We start from the raw sequence: 20,727 nt of genomic DNA, 5'->3' as shown, positions 1-20,727 counted from the left end.
CGGAGGTGGCCGAGGCGCTGGCGCGACGCTTGGCACCCGCGCCGCCGGAGCGGCGGGCGGCCCGTGTGACGATGCCAACGGTCTGGGGAATCGGATCACGCGATGCGGTCACCCTCGGACAACTGGGCGTCCTCCGGCATCACACGATCATCAAAGCGCCGAATGGCGACGTTCCGGAGACGGAGCCCGCGCCCATGACGATCGCGCAGCTTGTCCCGGGCCCGCAAGCCGTTTCGGCAAGCCAGGCGGGGCACCGGTTTGCCGAAGGCATTGGCAGATTGATCAGAAACCGCGCGCCGGCGAGCCTGTTCGCATGCGGTGGCGAAACCGCCAGTGCAGTCCTGGCGCGGCTCGATGTCACGCTGCTCGAGATCGTCGGGGAAATCTTGCCCGGGGTGCCGGTCTCGCGGGCTCTCGACGGGCTCCCCGGTCTCGATGTGATGACCAAATCGGGAGGCTTCGGGGCTGAAGATACGCTGCAGCGCCTGGCGGACCTGGCGGAGACGGCGGGCCGCTCACGGCCTTGCCCGGCAGAGGGTCCGGCAGCCATCGGATAAAGGGACAAGACGACATGAAGCCGCGCACGACACTTGCCGATCGCGTATATCACTCCCTGTTCAGTCGAATTTCGAACGGCGATTATCCGGCGAACCAGAAGCTGCCGCCGGAGAACGTTCTTGCGCAGGATTTCGGTGTGTCCCGCCCGGTGCTGCGCACCGCGCTGGAAAGATTGCGGGAGGAAGGGCTTGTCTATTCACGCCAGGGCGCGGGCAACTATGTGCGCGCACCCCTATCGAAACCCGTGGGCTTTGCACGCGTCGAAACCCTCGCCGATATCCAGCGCTGCTACGAATTCCGCCTGAACCTGGAGACCAAGGCCGCCGCACTCGCCGCCGAGCGCCACAATGCGGCCGCACTCGGCGACATCGAGGAAGCGCTCAAGCTGCTGCGGGCGGCGACCGGCTCCCTTCAGCATCGTGAGGATGCCGACTTCGCCTTTCATCTGGCAATCGCCAAGGCCTCCAACAACCAGTATTTCGAGACGACCCTGAGGGCGTTGCGGGAGCACGTCAACGTCGGCATGAAGCTGCACGGCCAGTCATTGATGACCGATGGCGCCAAGGGCCTGGAGGAAGTCCTACAGGAGCATACGGTGCTATTCGACGCCATCAGAAACAGGCGGACGGATGAAGCCGCCGGGCTGATGCAGATGCATCTCGAGCACTCGCGCGACCGGCTTTTTGGCGGCGGTCTCCTCGATTTGCGGATGACGTAGAAGCGGCCCTCCGCCTGGACGGACTGATCAGGAACGCCTCGCCGCCAGCTTGCCGGCATAGTCGAGCGCCGATTGCATATTGACGTGGTTGGCCTTGCCGGTGCCGGCGATGTCGAAGGCGGTGCCATGGTCGACCGAGGTGCGGTCGATCGGCAGCCCCAGCGAGACATTCACCGCCGTATCGAAAGCGATCAGCTTGATGGGAATGTGCCCCTGATCGTGATACTGCGCAACCACGAGATCGAAAGCGCCCTGATTGGCACGATAATAGACGGTATCAGCGGAAATCGGCCCGACGACGTCGATGCCCGCCTTGCGTGCCATCTCCACGCCCGGGGCGATCTGCAGGTCGTCCTCCCGGCCGAAAAGGCCGTTCTCGCCGCAATGCGGATTGATCCCGGCAACGGCGATGCGCGGCTTGTCGATCCCCATGCGCCTCAGATGCCTGTGCCCGATCCGCACGGTTTCGAACACCCGCTCGGGCGTTGCCCGCTCGATCGCATCACGCAATGAGACATGGGTGGAGACATGGACCACATTGAGCGTGGCGGAGGCGAGCAGCATCCAGGAACTCCTGCATCCGGTCAGGTGGGCCAGCATCCCCGTATGGCCGTCATAGTGATGGCCGGCGGAATTGAGCGCCTCCTTGTTGATCGGTGCAGTCACCATGCCGACGGCTTCGCCATCCAGGATCATCCGTACCGCCGTCTCGATATATCGAAACGACGCCTCGCCGCAGGCCGGCGACAGCACGCCGAATTCGCCCGGCAGCCCGTCGACGGGGATATGGCGAATGGCGAGCACTTCGCGCGGCCCTTCCTGGCCGTAATCGCGCAAGGGCAGATCCACCCCGCACGCAGCGCGGGCCCGCTCCATCGTGTCCCGATCCCCGATGAGCGCATATTGCGCGCGTGCGGCTCCATCAAGACCTGCCAACGCCTTGACGATCACCTCCGCGCCCACGCCCGAAGGGTCTCCCATGGTGATCAGGACGGGCTTGTCGCTCATGGCTGGTTCTCCGAACGAAGTGTCACGGTCTTCCCGCGATCGACCTCACCTGCAAGATCCACCCTGTTCACGCAGCGCCGGGGCAATTCATACCGCAGCAGACACGCAATGTCCTCGATTACCATGAGCCCCATATTCTCGACGGCCTCCCTGGTGTCGGCGCCCGAATGCGGGGTGAAGACGGCGCGCGGATGGGAAAAGATCCGATGGCGCGTGTCGGGCGGCTCCGTCGCGAAGGCATCGATGGCCACGCCCGAAAGCCTGTTGTGCTCAAGCGCATTGGCAACGGCATCGAGATCGATGACTTCGCCGCGGGCAAGGTTCAGGAGGCAGGCGCCGGTTTTCATCTTTCCGATCCTCTCCGCATCGATGAGGCCGGCGTTCTGCGTTCCCCCGACCACGTGCAGGGATACATAATCCGACCGGCCCAGCAAATCATCGAGTCCGACGATCTCAATCCCGTGCGCTATCGCGAACGCTGTGTCCGGATAGGGATCGGCGGCAAGAACCTGCATGCCGAGGGCGCGCGTAAGCGTTGCGAGCCGGCGGCCAATATTGCCCAGACCGACGATGCCGAGGGTCTTGCCGCCGAGTTGGGTGCCAACCTGCCTGTCCCAGCCGCCGGAGCGGACCGACGCATGGCCGGCGGGAATGTTTCGCGCCAGCGCGAACATCAGGCCGAGCGCCAGTTCGGCAACCGCATCGGCATTGGCGCCCGGCGTGTTCGTGACGGGCAGACCGCGCGCCGTGCAGGCGGCGATGTCGATATTGTCCAGGCCGACGCCGTGCTTGAGGACGCCCTTCAGCCGCGGTGCGTTACGGAGCGTCTCACTCGTGACGGGCACGAGCCCGACGACGAGGAAATCGGCCCTTTCGACCTGCCCTGCAAGTTCATCCGGCGGCAGCTTCGGATCGGCGCAGCGGATGAGTTGCCAACCCTTTTCGGCAAGCCGGCACGGCACCCGGCCATGCTTGCCGAAGCCGGGCGAGGTGGTCACGATCGTGGTCATGCCGGCAACAGGCCGTATTTGTTCAGGAGTTCGCGGATTTGCGCGTCCTGGGCGGGATCGGGCAGCAACGCCGGCTGGCGGCTGGCGCCGACGGAATGGTCCATAACCCAAAGGGCCCGCTTCACCAGCGCAGGCGGATAGCCGAGCGCGTAAAGATCGGAGCGGAAGTCGGCATATGTCTTCTGGGCTTTGGCGGCACCGGCGGCGTCCCCTTCGTTGAAGCACGAAACGATGCGCGCCAGCACCTCCGGCATGACGTTGCCGAGACCGGAGATGCAGCCCGCCGCGCCGTTTTGCAGCGCCCAATGGACGAGGTGATCCGGGCCGGAATAGACCGCGAAGTCGGGCACTTCGCGCCCCACGGCCATATAGGCTTCGAGCGTATCCTGCTTGCCGCCGGAATCCTTGATCCCGGCAATGTTGCCATGCCCGGCGAGGATACGCGCGGTCCCTGGCTCGATGTGGTTCTGCGTGCGAGCCGGAATATCGTAGAGATAGACGGGTGTCTCGACGGCATCGGCGACCGTCGTGAAGTGGCGGACCAGACCGTCCTGCTCGCAGGCGATGAAGAACGGCGTGATGACCGCAATCCCGTCGACGCCGATCCTGTCGAACGCGCGGGCCAGCATGACCGTTTCGAAGGTCGCCGGCATGCCCGCATTGACGATCACCTTGGCGCGTCCGGCCGCTTCGTCGACCACGGCCTCCGTGAGCTTCACCTTCTCATTGAAGGTCAGCGCCGAGAAATCACCATTCGTGCCCGCGCACATGATGTTGTTGCCGGCCGCGACCTGGCGGCGGACCTGGGCCCGCGTCGCCTGATAATTGATCGTCTCGTCCTCGTTGAAGCAGGTTACGAGGGCGACATAAGCAGATTTCTTCATCTGGTTTCCGTGTCTGGTTCCCGCTGCGCGCGACGGCGTGCCCGGGCATTCGCGATGAGGGGCCAGCCGAGCGAGAGAACGGTCAGCCCGAGGAAGAGCAGGGTCAAGGGGCTCGAGACGAAGGCAAGCACGTTATCATGCGTCTGCAAGAGCCCGCGGCGCAGATTCGCTTCCATCATCGGACCGAGGATCATGGCGATACAGAGCGCGGCCTGGCTGAAGCCGAACTTCTGCATGGCCCAGCCGAGAACCCCGAAACCCACCATGGTGTAGAGATCCACCGGATTGAGGTTGATCGCAAACGAACCGATGAAACAGAAGACCATGATCGCCACGGCAAGGACGTGCCGTGGAACGGCCAGCACGCGGCTGAACACCGGTATCAGGAGCATGCCGAAGATGAACATGAAAATCGTCGCGAGAAAGGTGCCGCCGAAAATCCCGACGATGATGTCCGGGTTGGTCTGGAACATGATCGGACCCGGCGCAAGCCCCTGGATCATCAGCCCGCCCATCAGCACCGCGGTCACGACGTCACCGGGAATGCCGAGCGCCAGAAGCGGTATGAGCGCGGCGGCGCAAACGGCATTGTTCGCCGATTCCGTTGCGGCGATGCCCGGCGCGTAGCCTGTGCCGAACTTCTCGGGCGTGGGCGAGGCGCGCCGCGTCTCGTTATAGGAGATCCAGGAGGCGGTGCCGGACCCCACGCCCGGCACGATGCCGATCAATGTGCCGATCAGGGAGCCGCGGACGAGCGCCCCGCGGCTTTCCCGCAGCTCCTGGCGGGAGGGCCAGCGCCCCTTGACCGGGTATATGGTGGCGTCTTCGCGCGCCATCCGCTCCATGAGCGCAAAGACCTCGGAAAGGGCGAACAGGCCGATCAGCGCCGGCGTGAAGGCGAAGCCGGACGCAAACCCCGAAATGCCGAAAGTATATCTGAGAACGCCGGAAATCGGATCCGCGCCGACACAGGCGATAAGAATGCCGAGCAGCCCCGATATCGCTCCCTTGAGCAGATCGCCCGAAAGCGAGGCGATGATGGTCAGCCCGAACAGGGCGAGCGCGAAATATTCAGGTGCGCCGAATTGGAGCGCGATTGCAGCGAGCTGCGGCGCCATCGCGGCAAGGACGACGGCGGCGACGAGCCCGCCCACCGTCGAGGCGATGGTGGCCATGCCAAGGGCCTTGCCCGCCTCTCCTTTCTGCGCCATCGGATAGCCGTCCAGCACCGTGGCCGCCGAGGCCGGTGTGCCCGGTGTGCGCAGCAGAATGGAAGAAACGCAGCCGCCGTAGATGCCGCCGATATAAATGCCGATCAGCATGTTCAGCCCCATGACGGGCTGCATGCTGAAGGTGAGCGGAATGAGCAGGGCAACGCCCATCGTCGCCGTGAGCCCCGGCAGCGCGCCGATGATGAGGCCGCCCAGCGTGCCGAGCGCAATGGCCCACAGCACGTCGAACTGAAACAACGGGGCGAGATATGCGATTGTCTCCATGACCGGGCCGATCACTGCCTTGCACAAAGGAAAAGAGGCCGGGAGGTCTGCCCCGGCCCCTTGCGGCGGAGAGGACTACTTGTTCTGGCCATACATGCCGAGATCCTTGAGGACCTTCTCGGCCATCTGGCTGTCTTTGCGTGCACGCGCCGCGAAGGTCTCGGCGTCTTCATAGACGACGAATTCGCCCATGTCGGTCATGTTCGCCACGAATTCCTCGTCATTGGCGACCGCTTCGACCGCATCGCGGAGGAACTGGAGATTCTCCTCGGGGATTCCCTTCGGCGCAATGATTCCCTTCCAGGACGACCAGGTGAAATCGATCCCGTTCTCGACGGCGGTCGGCGTGTCCGGGAACAGATCGATGCGCTCGGGTTCCATGACGAAAATCGGCGTCATATTCCCCGCCTCGGATTGCTCCAGCGCCTCCGCCGGCGAGGCGACCATCGCGTCGATGTGGCCGCCGACGCAGGCCGTGCGGGCATCCGAGGAGCCGTTGTAGGGGACGTTCTCGATTTCGATCCCGGCGGCATCGGCAAAGGCCTGCGCGGAAACGTGATTGGCACCGCCCGCGCCCGAGTTGCCGATCTGCGGCGGCGTGCCCTTGGCATATTCGATGAAGGAACCGAAATCGGAGAACGGTGCGTCCTTGCAGGCGACGAGAACCTGGAGACTGCGCGCAAAAAGACCGACGAACGCGACGTCGTCGATGGTGTAGTCGGTCCCGCCGAGATGCGGCAGGATCGCGAGCGGCCCCTGCGCGCCGGAACCGAGCGTGTAACCGTCCGGGCGTGCATTAAGCGCGGCGGACGTGCCGATCGAGCCGCCGCCGCCGGGCTGGTTCCGCACGACGAACTCGGCGCCCTCGTAAAGGCGCTCGAACGTATCGGCGAATATGCGCAGCGAAAGGTCCGTGCTGCCGCCGGCCGAATAGGGAACGATTGCCTGAATCGGACGCTCGGGGAAATCCTGCGCGACAGCCGGTGTGACGAGCGCCGCCAGAGCGATGCCGAGAATAACGTTCTTCATGGTGATCTCCTCCTTTTCGAGTTGCAGCCTGCCGACGCGGTGCGCCCTACGGCAGCCAGACATTCAGCAGTTCGGTGAATCCGTAATAGACCGCCACCGTTATGAACGCGGGCAGCACCACCAGCACCCAGAGGCGCCGCTCTCCGAACAGAAGCAGGCCCGCGACGAAGGCGGCGAGCGTGGACGGGATGTAGCCGACCCGCATGAAGGCGGCCGCATAGGCCACCATCAGGACTGCAAAGAGCCCCATGCGAAACACAGTGCCGCGACCGGGAAAGACGATCGGCTCCTCGGGATTGCCCGTGCGATACCGCAGCACCGCACGCGCCATGAGTGCCACCGCGAGCAGAGCAATCAGCCCGATGACCAGCCACGGAACGAATGCAGGCCCGGCGGCCGTGCCGCTCGGCGCAGCGCTGACATACAGCGTTCGCCACGCCGCGAAGCCGCAGAAGGCCAGAACGATCAAGCCGATGACGACGTCACTCTTGCGTGAATCTGTCCCGCTCATGGGTTCCCTTCGATGGCGGCCGGTCCTGGCCGCGTTATTTCCTGGTCTCCGGCAGAATGCACGGCTTCTGGTCATCTTGTCAATTGTTAAAGATATCCTATGCAAAACACTTCCGATGGGATGAAGACCATGCATCGACCGGATGTTCAGAGGCTGGAATATTTCTGATGTAAAAACAATGGTTTGTGTTGAAAGTCCGCTTACCCTGTTCATAGTTACTGGTACGAACTCACCGCCACCACCGAGGAGAACGGCACCCTGTAACGGGTTGACAAATTTTCATCAACATAGGAGCTTCACCATCGAAAACCGTGCAGACTGACACTACGCCTGTTACCTCTTAACGACTTCGGCGGTGGCCGTGTGTCGAGCATTACGTGTGTGCACGATCGAGACCGAGCGGAGATCGCCATGCTTGAGCTTACCCATCCCGTCGCACTGCAATGGCCACCCCTGGTGCATTTCGGCATCGGTACGCTCGCCAGGCTCGGTGAGTGGGTCGACCGTCGGGGATATGCGCGCCCCGTCGTCATAGCGGACCCGGTTAACGCCGGGCGCGTCGATCACCTGGGTCTGGGAAAGGTCCGCTGCTTCGGCGACGTCACGTCCGAACCCGACACCGCCATGCTGGATAAGGCCCTGCTGGTCGCCGACGGGGCGGATCTCGTCATCGGTTTCGGCGGTGGCTCGGCGATGGATCTCGCCAAGCTGGTCTCGATCATGGCCGGTCAGAACGTCTCTTTTCGGGACGTTTCCGGCCTCGATCGCGCCCCCGTCCGCAGGATCGGCCTCGCACAGGTTCCGACGACGGCCGGGACCGGATCGGAGGTCGGCGCGCGCGCGCTGATCACCGATCCGGAGACGCACAGCAAGATCGCCACGGAAAGCATCCACATGCTGGCGGACATCGCCGTCATCGATCCCGTCCTGACCGAAAGCGTTCCGCCGATGGTGACGGCCGCGACCGGCATCGACGCCATGGCCCACTGCATCGAGGCCTACACGTCAAAGCGGGCGCACCCGATCATCGACACCTATGCGCTGCAGGGAATCAGGCTTGCCGGCAGATACCTGAAAAGGGCGGTCGAAGACGGGGCCGACAAGCAAGCACGGGCGGCCCTGGCGCTTGCCGCACTCTATGGCGGGGTATGTCTGGGGCCCGTCAACACGACAGCCGGCCATGCGGTCTCCTATCCGCTGGGCACCCGGCACGGCCTGGCGCATGGCATCGCCAACGCGTTGATGTTCCCCCATGTTCTGGCCGCCAATGCGCCGGCCGTTCCGCAAAAGACGAACGAAATATGCGTGGCGCTGGGGTTTTCGGCGGACGACCAGGCCGAAATCCTGTCGGGCGCCGCGGCGTTCTGCGCGGCACTCGGACTGGACATGCGGCTCAGGGCACATGGAGTACCTGAAGATGACCTGGAGGTCATGGCAAAGGACGCGCACGCAATCCGCCGCCTTCTGGACTGGAACCCCGTGGACCTTTCCGTGCGCGATATCCTTGCGCTGTACCAGAACGCCTGGTGATCGCAAAGCCTGCGTACAACCGCGCAGCCCATCCCAAGTCCCTGACAGCCTTAGAATCCAGACGGGAAACAAGCACTTCCAGAGCTGCCTTTCAGGAAGCGGGCTTATCGCTTAGGCTCCAACGCGATTCAACCGCAGCGCGACGGATTCGGCGCACCGAGCGTGAATGAGGATCGCACCCGCTATGGCAAACGAGGAAAATGAAAGCTTTGCCGTTATCGGACTGGGCACCTTCGGCGCGACGATAGCGCGCGAGCTTGCGCGCTTCGGCAACCATGTGCTCGGCATCGACATCGAAGAGAAGAACGTCAGCAGGCTGGCCGACGAGGTGGCCGAGGCGATCATCGCCGACGGTCGCGACGAGGAGGCCCTGCGCGAGGCGGGCGTCGGCAGCTACGATGTCGCGGTGATCGCCATCGGCGAAGACCTGGAAGCCAACATCCTGTGCACCATGAACGTGAAGGTGCTCGGCGTGAAGACCGTCTGGGTCAAGGCGCTGAGCCGCACCCACCACCGCATCCTGATCAAGATGGGCGCCGATCGGGTCATCCTGCCCGAGCAGGAAGTCGGGCAGCACATTGCCCAGATGTTGCACAACCCGCTCGTGCACGACTATGTGAGCCTGGGCAACGGCTTCCACGTCGTGGATTTCCGGGTTCCCGAAGACCTCGACGGAAAGCGGCTGGCGGATGTCGAACTTTCCGACAAGTTCGACATCCGCTGCCTGGGCCTGATGCGCGGCAGCAACTTTCTTGCCGGTGACGCCGGCGTGGAGCTGGCGACAGACGACAAGCTTCTCCTGCTCGGCCGGCGCAAGGACCTGCGACGCTTCGGCGACAGTCTTTGAGACCATGATGCGCTTGCCGAGGCTGCCGTCCATATCCGGTCGCAGGGTCAAGATCCCGCCGCCGGCGGTGCTCGCCCTGCTCTATCTCGCCCTGATCGTCCTCGGTGCGATGCTCCTCAAGCTGCCGTTCTCGACGGCGCTGCCGCTTGGCTGGAGCGATGCGTTCTTCACCGCGACATCCGCGATCACGGTGACCGGCCTGACGGTGGCCGATACCGGGACGGTGTTCAGCCCGTTCGGGCAGGCCGTCATCCTCCTCCTCATCCAGCTCGGCGGCCTCGGCCTGATGACCTTCGCCGCGTTGGTGCTGTCCATGCTCGGCCTGCCCATCGGCATCGCCCACACGATCTATCTGCGTGAGGACCTCAACCAGACCTCGGTGCCCGACCTTCTGCGGCTGGTGAAGGTCATTCTCCGTGTCGTGCTTCTTTGCGAGCTCGCGGGGGCCGTCTTGCTCGCCTTCGTCTTCGTCCCGGAGTTCGGCTGGCTGCCTGGGTTGTGGCACGCGGTCTTCCATGCCGTCTCCGCATTCAACAACGCAGGCTTCGCGCTCTTCCCCGACAGCCTGTCGCGCTGGGCGACCGATCCTCTGGTGAACCTCACCGTGCCGGCGCTCTTCATCGTCGGCGGCATCGGATTCAGCGTCCTTTCCGATCTCTACCGCAAACGGCAATGGCGCGCGTTTTCCTTGCACACGAAGCTGATGCTCAGCGGGACCGCAGCACTGATTCTCTGGTCCGTCGCGGTCTTCGTCGCCCTCGAATGGAACAATCCGCTCACGCTAGGCGCGTTCCCGGGGATCATCGACAAGCTCACGGTCGGGTGGTTCCAGGCCGTGACCACGCGCACCGCGGGTTTCAACACGACCGACATCGCGGCAATTCACGACAGCACCGCCTTGATGTTCATGCTGCTGATGGTCATCGGCGGCGGCAGCACATCGACCGCCGGCGGCATCAAGGTCACCACCTTCATCGTCCTTCTTCTGGCCGTCGTCGCCTTCTTCAAGCGCCGGTCGACCTTGCGCGCCTTCGGCCGCAGCCTTGGGGTCGAGGAGGTGCTGAAGGTGCTGGCACTGGCGATGCTCAGCCTGATGGCGCTGATGACCGGTCTGTTCATCATCATGCTGTCCCATGACGGACATTTCCTCGACCTCGCCTTCGAGGTCACCTCCGCCTTCGGCACGGTCGGGCTGTCGCGCGGCGCAACCAGCGAGCTGGATGATCTGGGCCGAGCGGTTATCATGGTGCTCATGTTCATCGGCCGGATCGGGCCTTTGACGCTCGGCTTCTTCCTGGCGACACGCGTGCCGCCGCGGATTCGCTATCCCTCCGGCCGCATTTATCTGGGATGACGGGATAGAAGCCATGCACGACATCGCCCTCAAGATCGCCCTGATCGGTGCGGCGGGCATGGCCGCCCAATGGCTCGCATGGCGGCCTTTCGGAAGACGCGCATCACGCGATCGACCCGAAGCGGTTTTCGGCACTGGTCGCCCGTGACGGACAACGATGCCTACAATTCACTCGCGTGCACCGATTTCGGTCCCGAGCTCGGCCGCTCGGCCGCTCGGCCGCATCGTCAGCTTCGCGCCGGAGAAGGAACGGCGCAATGGCGAGGCCGGCCGCAATGCCGACACGGCGAAGACCGCAAAGGCGGACCGGAAACCGGAATAGCGCCATGGTTCGATCTTCCCGCCGCGGCTGATGCCATCGGAACCGGCCCATTGCGTCGCACGCCTAAGGCGCCCGAAAGCGCCTGTAGCTCACGAAAGCCCGGTCTAGGATCAGCATCACGATCAGAGACGCCCCGACGAGCGGAAAGATCAGGCCGCCGACGGCAAGGATTGCCAGGAGCCCGCGAAACGCTCTTCCGTCGTTCGGCAGCGGCGGGATACCGAGTGCACCCTTCGGTCGCCGCTTCCACCACATGACGGTCGCCGAAACCGACAGCGCCACGATGGCGACGCAAGCGGCGAGCAGCACCAGTTGGTTGGCGAGACCGAATTCCTGCCCGAGATGGACGTTGATGCCCCATTCCAGCCATTTGCCGAGCGGACCGTAGTCGGCAAAGCCAATATCGATCAGCGGCTTGCCGCTATACTGGTCGAGGTGGACGACGCGCTGCTGGCCGAGATCGTCGGGATAGACGGACGCGGTGTAGACACCGGTAGACGTTGCCGGAACGCCGACGGCATAGCCGCGATGCAGCCCCAGCCCGTCGAAGATCGCCACGGCCCGGTCGAGGCCGATCGATTCGGTGTCTGGCCCGCTGTTCGTCGACATCGGCATCTTTGCCTGTTCCAGCGACCAGCTCGTCTCGCCGACTTGCTTCAACGGCACTTGCGACATCGGCACATCGACCCGCACGCCGGCCGGGTAGCCGAAGTTGTGGCCATTCGCCCATTGGTTCACCTTGGCGCCCCAGACGATCGACCAGGGCATCCCGGTGACCGCGAGAAAGACGATGAAGGCGCCCACAAAGATGCCGGTAACCGCATGAAGGTCGCGCCAGAACATCCGCCGCTTCGGCGTGCTGCGGACACTCACGACCCCACCGGTCTGCCTGCGCGGCCACCATAGATAAACGCCGGTGCCGACGAGCAGGATAGACCAGCCGCCGGCAATCTCGAGCAGCCCGTTCGCGATCGGCCCGAAATAGGCGAGGCTGTGGATCCGCCGCACGACCCACATGACGGTGCCGCGGTCGGGGAGCGAACCCAGCACCTTACCCGTGGAAGGGTTCACATAGACGGCACGGCGCTCCCCGGCGTCGGTTTCGACCGTGATTTCGGCCGAAAGACCGGGCCCGGCCGGATCGGTGTACTTGGCCGCCGTGCCCGGATATGCGGACAGAGCGGCCGCCACCATGGCGGACGGCTCGACCCGCCCAAGGTCCTCCTGGATCTGGACGCGTTTCAGATCGGCGTGAACGATCGCATCGATCTCGTCGCGGAAGAGATAGAGCGCGCCCGTGACGGCGAGGATCATCAGGAAGGATAGGACGAACAGGCCGGCATAGAAATGCCAGCGCCAGACGGCGCGATAAAGATCGGACGAGGGATACGCGCGTGCGGTATCGCCCACCCGGCCCAGGGTGGTATCGGTCATTGTCGAGATCTCCGGGCGGCTTCAGGCGTCGGCCACGAGGCGTTTCAGCTTGGCGAGCATCGTGTCCGGATCCTCGCCATAGCCCAGAGTGCCGAAGAAGCCTCCCTCCGCATCCATAAGATAGACCGAGGCGGTGTGATTGATGGTGTAGTCACCGCCATCCTCGGTCGGGACGCGCTCATAGAAGACCTTGTAAGCCTCGGTGACCGCCTCGATCTCCTCCTTCGTGCCGGAAAAGCCGCGGATGCGACCGTCGAAGGCCTGCAGATAGTCTTGCAGCTCCTGCGGCCCGTCGCGCTCCCAGTCGACCGAGACGAACACCCAGTTCATCTTGTCCGCCTCCGGTCCGAGCCGGTCGATCAGGCCCGACAGCTCAAAAAGGGTCGTCGGGCAGACATCGGGGCAGAAGGTGAAGCCGAAGAAGATGGCGCTCGGCTTGCCGTGGAGATCGGCTTCCGTGACGCGCGCCCCGGTTTCGTCCGTCAACGCAAAGGGCCCGCCGATATCGGCGACCCCCGTTTGCTGAACACCGTTCGGTGCATTGCTCACCACAAGCATCGTGAAGACGGCAAGGGTGGCGGCGACGGCGAAAACGGCGCCGACGAGAACAGCGATCATGCGCCTGTGCATCAGTGCCCTCCCTCGTGCTCGTGTTCGTACCCATGGCTACTCCCGTGCTCGTGCCCCTGGGCGTGCTCCGGTCCCGGGGAACCGGGCGGGGCGACGGTCATCTCCACGTCGATGGAGCCTGCCTTTTCAAAGTCGAGCGTAACGGGGACCGGCTTGCCCTGCTCGATCGGGCCGATGAGATCCAAGAACATGACGTGGAGGGCGCCGGGCTTGAGCTCGACGGTTTCGCCAGCGGGAATCTCGACGCCGTCGGGTACCGGCCGCATCTTCATGACGTCATCGGTCACGGTCATTTCGTGAATCTCGACCCGGTCGGCAATCGGTGATGCCGCGCTCACCAGTCGGTCAGGCGTGTCGCCTTCATTGGTGATGGTGAGAAAACCACCGCCGGTACTGGCGCCAGGTGGCGTCGCCCGAGCCCAGGGCTGGCCGATTTCAAGTTTGCCGAGCGTATAGTCGTCGGCGAGCGCGGGGATGGCGCCGAGCAGAAGAGCGGCTGCAAAAAGCTGCGGAAGGATTCGCATTTCAATCTCCATTGTACAAGAACGTGACCGCGCACACGAAGGAGCGCATGCCGGTCGTTTCAGTTCAGAGTCGGATGGAGATGGGCGGTGGTGCGCGAGCTTCGGGCAGCAGCCCGAGGATACTTGGCAGGGGTGGCGCATGCCTGGTTGGGAAATAAAGCCGCGGCCCGGCTTCGGCGATGAAAGCGGGACCGAGATCGGCCGTCGGCAATATCGGCGCGAAAGACGCGGCGGCATGGCACAACGCGGCACAGCACTGGTGCGCCGCGCGCTCCAGCGGCTGGTCGACATTGTCTTCCGTGCCGGGAACCGCGCCGGTCAGGGAGCAGATGACGAAAGTCGATCCGGGCTGCGGACCCGCCAGAGCCCCTTGCGCATAGGCACTGACGAGGCCCTGAAGCAGCATCACATAGGCAACCAGGACGGTCAGGATGCCTGCCGTCAGTCGGTCACCCAGGATGTGCCGCATCGATTTCATATGCTATCGATGACACAATTCCGCCCTCAGGTCACTGCGGCGAAATGGATTATGCCGGCCGTCCGTTGCGGTCGATGCCGCCGGAGCGGTCTGATGGCCAGATCTCCTTGAGAAGGCGAAGCGCATCGTGGTTCGCCGCATGCGCATTGCACGCAGATGCAGTATCTCTCATCCGCCGCGTTGCCGCATTTGGTTGAACATACCCCGATAGCCGGTTCCAGGCGGCAGGCACGAACGTGGCGGCAGATGGCCTCTCTGTGGCGCTCAGATGCCAGCGGCGATCTCAGCCTGGCCGATTTCGAGCAGTACGTGAACGTGCGGGGCGAAGGAACGCCACACGTCCAGGCGGAAGGCGTCGGGACCGTCACGCCAAAGCACTGCTTGTACGCCGTCGAACACCGTGCGCACCGCCCGGCCCGGTTTCAGCTTCTCAAGGTCTCGCGGACAGCCGATGGACAAGAGCGTTATCGCCTCGGGCCCGCTGATCTTGAAGGAGCGCTCGCGGTCGCTGATATCGGTCAGGCTGTGGGGCACGCGCGGATAGATTCTCGCCGTTCCGGTCAGCACATCCTCGCGCGCCTCCTCCGGCACGATGACGACCCATTCGTCGGGGCCGAGGCACACCGCCGTCCGGCCGCCGGCCTGGGTGCAATCGCCAATTCTTGCAGGAAGTTCGAGGCCCAGGGCGGTCGAGATCGCCGCCGCCTCGGAGGTCCCTGCCCGCAACGAGAAGCGCGCGACGGGCTCGAGCTCTTCGATTTCAACGAGCGGCACTTGTGCGGCCTCAAGGGGTACGTCGCGATGCGCGATGGTCATGTGCCGGTCCTTTCCTCAGACTTTCAACCGCTCGCCGTCGGGATCGTAGAAGACGGTGGAAGCGATCCGGGCGCGATGAACTCCTTCGGGCATGGGCACGTGGATCTCCTGTCCCGCAAGCGCGCGCCCGTTCTCGATCAGCGCCAGAGCGATGGACCGGCCGAGCGCGGCACTGTGGTAGGACGAGGTGACATGGCCGATCATCTTCATCGGCTTGGGCTGGTTCGGGTCGGCCACGATCTGCGCCCCCTCCTCCAGGCGCACCGCGCCATCCTCCGTGAGGAGCCCGACGAGTTGCTTGCGGCCTTCGGCCACGAGATCGGGACGCTTGAGCGAGCGCATGCCCACGAAGTCCGGCTTCTTCTTGCCCACGGCCCAGTCCATTCCCGCATCGCCCGGAGTCACCGTGCCGTCGGTGTCCTGACCGATGATGATGAAGCCCTTCTCGGCGCGCAGGACGTGCATGGTCTCCGTGCCGTAGGGGCAGATGTCGTAGGCCGCGCCCTTCTCCATCAAGAGTTCCCACAGCTGCCGGCCGTAGCGGGCAGGCACATTGACCTCGAAGCCGAGCTCGCCCGTGAAGCTCAACCGGAAGAGCCGTGCGGGGAAGCCGGCCACCTTGCACTCGGCGACCGACATGTGCGGGAAGGCGTCGGCCGAGATATCGAGTCCTTCGACCAGCGGTTCGAGCACCTTGCGGGCGTTGGGGCCGTTCAGGGCGATCACCGCCCAGTGTTCGGTGGTGGAGGTCAGCCAGACCTTCAGGTCCGGCCACTCGGTCTGCAGATAGTCCTCCATCATGTTGAGAACGCGCGCGGCACCGCCCGTGGTGGTGGTGACGTGGAAGAGATCGTCCGACAGCCGCCCGATCACGCCGTCGTCGCGGATGAAACCATCCTCGCCCAGAAGCAGCCCGTAGCGGCAACGGCCCGGCGCGAGCTTGGTCCAGGGGTTGGTGTACATGCGGTTCATGAATTCCACCGCATCCGGCCCCGCGACCTCGATCTTGCCGAGCGTGGAAGCATCGAAGATGCCGATGGAATTGCGGGTCGCCAGACACTCGCGGGCGACCGCCGCGTCCATGTCCTCGCCCGCTTGCGGGAAATACCAGGCGCGGCGCCATTGCGCGACGGGTTCGAACACCGCGCCGTGTTCCTCCGCCCAGGCATCGATCGGCGTCTTGCGCGTCACCTCGAAGTGGGCGCCGCGATGATAGCCGGCAAAGGCACCGAAGGTGGTCGGCGTGTAAGGCGGACGGAACGTCGTCAGCCCCACCTGTGGCGGCGCCTTGCCCACCGCGTCCGAGGCGATCATCAGGCCGTTGATGTTCGACATCTTGCCCTGGTCCGTCGCCATGCCGGTGGTCGTATAGCGCTTGACGTGCTCGATGGATTTCATCCCCTCGCGCACGGCCAGACGGATGTCCTTGGCGGTCACATCGTTCTGGAAATCGACGAAGGCGCGGGCGCGGCCGGGCTTGCGGTCGCTCGGCAGTTCCTTGTGGCTCTCGCCGGTGCCGGGGCGGTCGCCTTCCACTGCAAAGGTGCTCGCCGTCGCCGACAGGCTCAGGGCCTCGGCCGCCGCGACGCCGGCGACATCGCCGTCGCCCAGCACCGCCTCAAAGCCCCACAGGCCACGGCCGGCCCCTGTGATATGGCACGCCTCGGTCTTGCGGTCGGGCAGGAAGGTGCGGCTTTCCTCATCCCATTTCAGCGTGCCCTTGGTGTGCGAGAAGAGATGCAGAGAAGGCGTCCAGCCGCCGCACACAAGCAAGCAGTCGCAACCGAGAGTGCGCGCCGCGCCGACCGTGCCATCCCGCACCGGATTCACCCGGACGGACTTCACCCGCAGCCGGCCCGTGGTACCGGTGACGGTGTGGGCCGTCAGCACCTCGATCCCCCGCCTCCGGGCTTCCTCCTGCAAATCCGCCCGCACGTCACCGCGCGTATCCACGATGGCGGCAACCCTCGTGCCCGCGTCGGCCAGGTCGAAGGCGGCATACCAGGCGCTATCATGCGCGGTGGCGACCACTGCGCGGTCGCCGACGCGAACGCCGTAGCGGTGGAGATAGGTCTGCGCCGCACCCGCCAGCATCACGCCCGGCCGGTCGTTGCCGTCGAAGACCAGGGGCTTCTCCAGCGCGCCCTGCGCAAGCACCACCTGCCCCGCGCGCACCCGCCACATCCGCTCGCGCGGAACGTCCCTGGGCAACTCGTCCAGATGGTCGGTGAGCTTCTCGCACAGCGCCACCATGTTCTGGTGGTAGTAGCCGATGGCCGTCGTCCGCGTCATTAAACGCACGCCCAGGGCGCGAAGCTCGGAAAGCCTTTCCTCGAGCCACTCCCAGGCCGCACTTCCGTCGATGCGCAATTGGGGATCGGACAGGAGCGAGCCGCCCATCTCCGCGTTTTCATCGACCAGCACCACCTTCGCGCCGGCCTTGGCCGCCGCACGTGCCGCGGCGATGCCCGACGGACCCGCGCCAATCACCAGGACATCGGTGTGCAGGTAGCGCGAGGCGTAAGCGTCCGGATCTTCCTCGCGCGGCGCCTTGCCCAGGCCTGCGGCGGAGCGGATGAAAGGCTCGTAAACCTTCTCCCAGAAGCTGCGGGGCCACATGAAGGTTTTGTAGTAGAAGCCCGCCGAAAACAGCATGTAGAGCCGGTCGTTGACCGCGCCCAGGTCGAATTTCAGGTTCGGAACCCTGTTCTGGCTTTCGGCCACGAGGCCGGCGCGCAGCTCCTGCACCGTCGCACGGGTATTGGGTTCATACCGGCCCGCACCGCGCGACACGCCGACGAGCGCATTCGGCTCCTCCGATCCGGCGGTGACGGGGCCGCGCGGGCGGTGATACTTGAACGACCGGCCCATCAGATGGACGCCATTGGCAAGCAGGGCGGAGGCGACCGTGTCGCCCCGAAACCCCGTATAGGTCACGCCGTCGAATGTGAAGCGGACGGGCTCGGCGCGGTTCACGCGCCCCCTGCCCTCGACGCGATAGGCGCTCATTCCGCAGCCTCCTTCCCGCCCAGGTCAGGCCGCGGCTCACCCGCCTTGTAGGTCGTGACAAACTTGTCGCTGACGGTGTCGCGCGCCGCGTTGAAAAAGCGCCCGCACCCATGCACATGACGCCAGCGCTCGAAATGCACGCCCTTCACATTCGAGCGGATGAAGAGGTAGTCGCGCCATTCCTCGTCCGACAGGGCCGAGGGGTCGGCCGGGCGGTCGATATGCGCCTCGCCCGCATAGGCGAACTCCAGTTCGGGAAGGTCTTCTTCGCAGTAGGGGCAATGGATCAGGAGCATCGCGCTTCTCCCTAATGCGCCACGGCCGCGGCGGCCGCTTCATCGATCAGCCTTCCGGTGGTGAAGCGCTCCAGCGTGAAGGGTGCGTTGACCGGGTGCGGCTCGTCCTTGGCCACGGTCCAGGCCAGCGTGTGCGCCGCACCCGGCGTGGCCTTGAATCCGCCGGTGCCCCAGCCGCAATTGACGTAAAGGCCCTTCACCGGTGTCTTGCCGAGGATCGCCGACCGGTCGGGCGTCACATCCACGATGCCCGCCCATTTGCGCAGCATGCGCATGCGCGTGAAGATCGGAAACACCTCGCAGATGGCGGCGACGGTGTGCTCTATCAGCGGCAGGCCGCCGCGCTGCGAATAACTGGTGTACTGGTCGGTCCCCGATCCGATCACAAGTTCGCCCTTGTCGGACTGGCTGATATAGGCGTGAACGGTGTTCGACATCACGACGCAGGGGAAGACGGGCTTGACCGGCTCGCTGACCAGCGCCTGAAGCGGATAGCTTTCCAGCGGCATCCGCACACCGGCGCTTTCCATCACCACGCTGGTGTGACCGGCCGCCGACACCGCCACTTTCTTCGCGCGGATGAATCCCCTGGCGGTTTCGACGCCCTCGACCGCACCGTCCGCCCCGCGCCGGATCGCCGTGACGGGGCAATTCTGGATGATGTCCACCCCGCGCAACGACGCGGCGCGGGCATAGCCCCAGGCCACCGCGTCGTGGCGGGCGGTTCCGGCGCGCTTTTGCAATGCCGCGCCCATTACCGGATAGCGCGCGTTCTTCGAGATGTTGAGCGGCGGGCAGAAGGCCTTGGCCTCCTCCGCCGTCAGCCAGCGATTGTCGACGCCGTTCAGCCGGTTGGCATGAATGTGGCGCTGAAAGCTTTGAACGTCGTGCACGTTGTGCGCCAGCATCATCACGCCCCGGCGCGAGTACATGACGTTGTAGTTCAGTTCCTGGCTGAGGTTTTCCCAAAGGTCGAGCGCGTGGTCGTAGAGCCGCGCGCTTTCGTCATAGAGATAGTTCGAGCGGATGATCGTGGTGTTGCGCCCCGTGTTCCCGCCCCCGAGCCAGCCCTTGTCGATCACCGCGACATTGGTGATCCCATGCTCCTTCGCCAGGTAGTAGGCCGCGCCGAGACCGTGCCCGCCGGCGCCCACGATGACGACGTCATATTCCTTCTTCGGCTCCGAATCGGGCCACTGCTCGCTCCAGCCGGTGTTTCCGGTGAGGGCATTTTTCAGAAGTGACAGGGCGGAGAATCGCGTCATGGAACCTTCCTTGCGGCAGGATCGGCCATCTGGACGAATCTCGCAGAAAAGGACTACGAGGTACTGGATAATTGCGTCAAAGCAGCGTTATGATCGCGCCATGCAGGAACGCCTCGACACCCCGCGCCCCGACAACCGTCCCCGCCTGCGCATCGGCTTCGTGCTGGCGCGCAGGTTCACGCTGTCGGCGTTCGCCAATTTCGTTGACGTATTGCGCCTTGCCGCCGACGAAGGCGACCGCTCGCGCCCGATCCACTGCAGCTGGAAGGTGCTCTCGGCCACAATGAACCCGGTCGCATCGAGTTGCGGCGTGGCCGTCACCCCGGACGAGCGGCTGGGCGATCCGACACGCTTCGACTACATCGTCGTCGTGGGCGGACTGATCGACGAGATCGAGAAGCTTAACCCGGAATATGTGGTTTTCCTGCGCCACGCCGCAGAGGCGGGCGTGCCTCTCGTGGGTGTGTGCACCGGTGCATTCATCCTTCACCGTGCGGGTCTGATGCAGGATTACCGCTGCTGCGTGAGCTGGTTCCACCACGACGACTTTCTGGAGCAGTTCGACGGCCTCGTTCCGGTCTCGGACCAGATCTTCGTCGTGGACCGCGAGCGGCTCACCTGTTCCGGCGGAGCGAGTTCCGCGCATCTCGCCGCCTTTCTGGTGGACCGGCACATCGGGCGCTCCGCCGCGCGCAAGAGCCTGCACATCATGATCATCGATGAGGCGATGGCGGCTGAGGACCCGCAGCCCGGATTGCCGCTGGAATTGAAAACGCGCGATGCGCTGGTGCGCAAGGCACTGTCGCACATGCAACAAAACCTCGACAGTCCGCCGCCTGTCGCGGTCGTCGCGGCGCGGCTCGGCGTGAGCCGCCGCAAGCTCGAGCGCCATTTCCGCAATGCGCTGGGGCTGACCCCGGGCGAGGCGTTTCTGCGGATGCGCCTGTCGCAGGCCCGCTTCCTGCTCGGCGGATCGAACAGGTCGGTGACGGAGATCGCGGCTGCAAC

Annotated in this window: 22 protein-coding genes; 8 read left to right on the top strand and 14 right to left on the bottom strand. The window is 64.7% G+C overall.

Annotated features, from left to right (window positions below; genetic code table 11):
- Together ACFP9U_RS15170 and ACFP9U_RS15165 are read left to right on the top strand one after the other, a co-directional pair.
- The coding region (locus tag ACFP9U_RS15170) for a nucleotide-binding domain containing protein (protein ID WP_378622657.1) at window positions 1-557 on the top strand (557 nt) is incomplete at its 5' end.
- Between the two features lie 14 nt (window positions 558-571).
- Entirely contained in the window at window positions 572-1,276 is a 705-nt protein-coding gene (locus ACFP9U_RS15165; protein WP_378622655.1) for a FadR/GntR family transcriptional regulator, read from the top strand.
- Window positions 1,277-1,303: 27 nt separating this feature from the next.
- On the opposite strand, the gene pdxA is transcribed toward ACFP9U_RS15165, so the two are convergent.
- From pdxA to ACFP9U_RS15135, 6 genes are all read right to left on the bottom strand, one after another.
- Entirely contained in the window at window positions 1,304-2,284 is a 981-nt protein-coding gene (gene pdxA, locus ACFP9U_RS15160; RefSeq protein ID WP_378622654.1) for a 4-hydroxythreonine-4-phosphate dehydrogenase PdxA, read from the bottom strand.
- The gene (locus ACFP9U_RS15155; RefSeq protein ID WP_378622652.1) at window positions 2,281-3,294 is read right to left on the bottom strand and encodes a phosphoglycerate dehydrogenase; all 1,014 of its coding nucleotides are present in this window, start codon (window positions 3,292-3,294) and stop codon (window positions 2,281-2,283) included. Before ACFP9U_RS15155 ends, pdxA begins: the two co-directional genes overlap by 4 nt.
- On the bottom strand, window positions 3,291-4,178 hold the full coding sequence (locus ACFP9U_RS15150; RefSeq protein WP_378622651.1) for a dihydrodipicolinate synthase family protein: 888 nt from the start codon (window positions 4,176-4,178) through the stop codon (window positions 3,291-3,293). The genes ACFP9U_RS15155 and ACFP9U_RS15150 overlap by 4 nt, the downstream gene beginning before the upstream one ends.
- The gene (locus ACFP9U_RS15145; RefSeq protein WP_378622649.1) at window positions 4,175-5,674 is read right to left on the bottom strand and encodes a tripartite tricarboxylate transporter permease; all 1,500 of its coding nucleotides are present in this window, start codon (window positions 5,672-5,674) and stop codon (window positions 4,175-4,177) included. The genes ACFP9U_RS15150 and ACFP9U_RS15145 overlap by 4 nt, the downstream gene beginning before the upstream one ends.
- Window positions 5,675-5,749: 75 nt before the next feature.
- A complete protein-coding gene (locus ACFP9U_RS15140) occupies window positions 5,750-6,703 on the bottom strand; it encodes a Bug family tripartite tricarboxylate transporter substrate binding protein (protein WP_378622648.1) in 954 nt (317 codons plus the stop codon).
- 46 nt (window positions 6,704-6,749) lie between these two features.
- Window positions 6,750-7,214: a tripartite tricarboxylate transporter TctB family protein gene (locus ACFP9U_RS15135; protein ID WP_378622647.1), complete on the bottom strand. Its 465-nt coding sequence runs from the start codon at window positions 7,212-7,214 to the stop codon at window positions 6,750-6,752.
- A 411-nt stretch (window positions 7,215-7,625) separates the two neighbouring features.
- Here ACFP9U_RS15135 and ACFP9U_RS15130 point away from each other — a divergent pair, with 411 nt between their 5' ends.
- The 5 genes from ACFP9U_RS15130 (at window position 7,626) to ACFP9U_RS15110 (ending at window position 11,267) form a co-directional block, all read left to right on the top strand.
- Window positions 7,626-8,744 carry an iron-containing alcohol dehydrogenase gene (locus ACFP9U_RS15130; protein ID WP_378622645.1) on the top strand — a complete coding sequence of 373 codons (1,119 nt, stop codon included), beginning with the start codon at window positions 7,626-7,628 and terminating at the stop codon, window positions 8,742-8,744.
- A 184-nt stretch (window positions 8,745-8,928) separates the two neighbouring features.
- Window positions 8,929-9,591 carry a potassium channel family protein gene (locus ACFP9U_RS15125; protein ID WP_378622643.1) on the top strand — a complete coding sequence of 221 codons (663 nt, stop codon included), beginning with the start codon at window positions 8,929-8,931 and terminating at the stop codon, window positions 9,589-9,591.
- A 7-nt stretch (window positions 9,592-9,598) separates the two neighbouring features.
- A complete protein-coding gene (locus ACFP9U_RS15120) occupies window positions 9,599-10,945 on the top strand; it encodes a TrkH family potassium uptake protein (protein WP_378622642.1) in 1,347 nt (448 codons plus the stop codon).
- Window positions 10,946-10,958: 13 nt separating this feature from the next.
- Window positions 10,959-11,093 (top strand): hypothetical protein, encoded by a 135-nt coding sequence (locus ACFP9U_RS15115; RefSeq protein WP_378622640.1) that lies wholly within the window; start codon window positions 10,959-10,961, stop codon window positions 11,091-11,093.
- Between the two features lie 9 nt (window positions 11,094-11,102).
- Window positions 11,103-11,267 carry a hypothetical protein gene (locus ACFP9U_RS15110; protein WP_378622638.1) on the top strand — a complete coding sequence of 55 codons (165 nt, stop codon included), beginning with the start codon at window positions 11,103-11,105 and terminating at the stop codon, window positions 11,265-11,267.
- Between the two features lie 63 nt (window positions 11,268-11,330).
- Here ACFP9U_RS15110 and ACFP9U_RS15105 read toward each other — a convergent pair whose 3' ends face one another.
- The 8 genes from ACFP9U_RS15105 to ACFP9U_RS15070 all read right to left on the bottom strand — a co-directional run bounded on the left by ACFP9U_RS15105 (window position 11,331) and on the right by ACFP9U_RS15070 (window position 19,719).
- Window positions 11,331-12,701 (bottom strand): PepSY-associated TM helix domain-containing protein, encoded by a 1,371-nt coding sequence (locus tag ACFP9U_RS15105; RefSeq protein WP_378622637.1) that lies wholly within the window; start codon window positions 12,699-12,701, stop codon window positions 11,331-11,333.
- A gap of 21 nt (window positions 12,702-12,722) precedes the next feature.
- Window positions 12,723-13,331 carry an SCO family protein gene (locus ACFP9U_RS15100; RefSeq protein WP_378622635.1) on the bottom strand — a complete coding sequence of 203 codons (609 nt, stop codon included), beginning with the start codon at window positions 13,329-13,331 and terminating at the stop codon, window positions 12,723-12,725.
- Window positions 13,331-13,855, bottom strand: coding sequence for a copper chaperone PCu(A)C (locus ACFP9U_RS15095; RefSeq protein WP_378622634.1), 525 nt, complete (start codon window positions 13,853-13,855; stop codon window positions 13,331-13,333). Before ACFP9U_RS15095 ends, ACFP9U_RS15100 begins: the two co-directional genes overlap by 1 nt.
- A gap of 64 nt (window positions 13,856-13,919) precedes the next feature.
- Entirely contained in the window at window positions 13,920-14,333 is a 414-nt protein-coding gene (locus ACFP9U_RS15090) for a hypothetical protein (RefSeq protein ID WP_378622632.1), read from the bottom strand.
- Window positions 14,334-14,597: 264 nt separating this feature from the next.
- Entirely contained in the window at window positions 14,598-15,149 is a 552-nt protein-coding gene (locus tag ACFP9U_RS15085) for a sarcosine oxidase subunit gamma (RefSeq protein WP_378622630.1), read from the bottom strand.
- A gap of 15 nt (window positions 15,150-15,164) precedes the next feature.
- Window positions 15,165-18,158 (bottom strand): sarcosine oxidase subunit alpha, encoded by a 2,994-nt coding sequence (locus ACFP9U_RS15080; protein WP_378622628.1) that lies wholly within the window; start codon window positions 18,156-18,158, stop codon window positions 15,165-15,167.
- A complete protein-coding gene (locus ACFP9U_RS15075) occupies window positions 18,155-18,454 on the bottom strand; it encodes a sarcosine oxidase subunit delta (protein ID WP_378622627.1) in 300 nt (99 codons plus the stop codon). The genes ACFP9U_RS15080 and ACFP9U_RS15075 overlap by 4 nt, the downstream gene beginning before the upstream one ends.
- Before the next feature lie 11 nt (window positions 18,455-18,465).
- Window positions 18,466-19,719, bottom strand: coding sequence for a sarcosine oxidase subunit beta family protein (locus ACFP9U_RS15070; RefSeq protein WP_378622625.1), 1,254 nt, complete (start codon window positions 19,717-19,719; stop codon window positions 18,466-18,468).
- Window positions 19,720-19,819: 100 nt separating this feature from the next.
- Between ACFP9U_RS15070 and ACFP9U_RS15065 the strand changes: the two genes are divergently transcribed.
- Window positions 19,820-20,727: GlxA family transcriptional regulator (locus ACFP9U_RS15065; protein ID WP_378622623.1), on the top strand; the 908-nt coding region annotated here is incomplete at its 3' end.

The sequence above is a fragment of the Nitratireductor sp. GCM10026969 genome (genome assembly GCF_042660605.1).
Classification (GTDB): domain Bacteria; phylum Pseudomonadota; class Alphaproteobacteria; order Rhizobiales; family Rhizobiaceae; genus Chelativorans.
This window is presented reverse-complemented; position numbering and strand designations above follow the sequence as displayed.